Origin of the sequence: Actinoplanes sp. NPDC051633 (assembly GCF_040681735.1) — a bacterium.
Taxonomy (GTDB): Bacteria; Actinomycetota; Actinomycetes; order Mycobacteriales; family Micromonosporaceae; genus Actinoplanes.
In genome coordinates this window covers 1-1,703 of record NZ_JBFAZH010001449.1, presented here as the reverse complement: position 1 = coordinate 1,703, position 1,703 = coordinate 1, and the positions used below count along the sequence as shown (strand labels likewise).

Sequence of the window (1,703 nt, the reverse complement as noted above, 5' to 3'; positions counted from 1 at the left end):
CGTGGGTCTGGGCTACGTGCGGCTCGGCCAGCCGGCGCCGACCCTCTCCGGTGGTGAGGCGCAGCGGGTGAAGCTGGCGTCGGAGCTGCAGAAGAGGTCGACCGGCCGGACGGTGTATGTGCTCGACGAGCCGACCACCGGCCTGCACTTCGAGGACATCCGCAAGCTGCTCATGGTGCTCAACGGGCTGGTCGACAAGGGCAACACGGTGATCGTGATCGAGCACAACCTCGACGTGATCAAGACGGCCGACTGGCTCATCGACATGGGCCCCGAGGGCGGCAACAAGGGCGGCCTGGTGCTGGCCGCGGGCACGCCCGAGGAGCTGGCTGAGGTCCCCGGCAGCCACACGGGGGCCTTCCTGCGGCCGATGCTCGGGCTGACCGGCGAGCCGGCCGGGGCGGCGAAGGCGCTCGCGCGGGCGGCCAAGGCGAACGGCGGCGGCCGGGCGAACGGCTCCGGAACCGGCGCGGGGACCGGCTCGGCCAACGGCAGCGTGAACGGCTCGGCCGGCGGCGCCCGTGCGGACGGCGTGGCCAAGGCGCCCGCCAAGACCACCGCGGCCGCGAAGTCCACCACGCGGCGGACGGCGACGGCCAAGGCGGTGCCCGCGGCGAAGGCGGCACCGGCGAAGGCGGCACCGGCCAAGGCCGCACCGGCCAAGGCCGCACCGGCCAAGGTCGCCAAGACGGTCGCCAAGGCGGCGCCGAAGAGCGCGGCCAAGAGCACGCCTCCGGCGCGGACGCGGTCCGCCCGCACAGCAACGTCATAGGTCACGCACAGCTATGGCGCCGTCTCGCATCGCGAATCACCGTGAGGCGGCGCCGTAGCTGTGAAAAGCCTGCCAATCGCCCGGACAAGTCCACCCAAAGCCATCCCAAGGCGGGCCGGTTCATACAATAATTGCGGCTTCAACCAATGAACCGAGTCGCGGCCGCGAGCGTATACAGACAAGACGCCGCGTAACCGTCGAGCGCGGGCAAGGGGTAACTGGAGGGTTCCGACAGATGACTGACGTGCAGACGAGGACCGAGTCCACGACCTGCCGGCACCATAACCCGGGCACGCCGCGCCGAGCGGTGTTCGCGGGTGCCGGGGCGATCGGCGCAGCCTGCTTGCTCGCGGCCTGTGGCACCGACACCCAACCCGACAACGGCGGGGCGAACGGCTCCGGCTTCACCAACGACCCGGCGCCCGCCGGCAGCGCCGGCACCAACGGCAAGCCGACCACCGGCGGCGACACCGGCGGCGGCACGTCGCTGGCCAAGGTCGCCGACATCCCCGAGGGCGGCGGCGCGATCAAGGGCGACCTGGTGATCACCCAGCCGAAGCCCGGCCAGTACAAGGCCTTCAGCAAGGTGTGCACGCACCAGGGCTGCGACGTCAACGGTGTGGAGAACGGGCTGATCGTCTGCCCGTGCCACCGCAGCGAATTCTCCATCGAGGACGGCTCGCCGCAGAGCGGGCCGGCCAAGCAGGCGCTGCCCGAGACGAAGGTCAAGGTGGACGGCGACGACATCGTCGCTGCCTGACCCCAACCGGGCGCTCAGCAGGTCAGGGGACCTGGTTTCCCGGCCGGAGGTCCGACGCCGTGGCGGCGGCAACGGACCTCCGGTCGGGCAATTCTGTCAGGGGTCCCCATTACTGTGGAAGCGTGCCTGACCCGTCCAGTTATCGGCCCGCTCCCGGGACCATCCCCGACG

General features: G+C 71.3%; 1 protein-coding gene and 1 pseudogene. Both read left to right on the top strand.

What is annotated here, in order from left to right; genetic code table 11:
* Window positions 1-439 (top strand): annotated as a pseudogene (locus AB0M20_RS41970) (excinuclease ABC subunit A); the annotation flags it as partial.
* A 568-nt stretch (window positions 440-1,007) separates the two neighbouring features.
* A complete protein-coding gene (locus AB0M20_RS41965; protein WP_364306941.1) occupies window positions 1,008-1,532 on the top strand; it encodes a Rieske (2Fe-2S) protein in 525 nt (174 codons plus the stop codon).
* The last annotated feature ends 171 nt before the right edge of the window (window positions 1,533-1,703 follow it).

Bases quoted from the DNA above. Each gene is read 5' to 3' on its own strand.
- AB0M20_RS41965 (WP_364306941.1), top strand. From the start codon at position 1,008: ATGACTGACGTGCAGACGAGGACCGAGTCCACGACCTGCCGGCACCAT.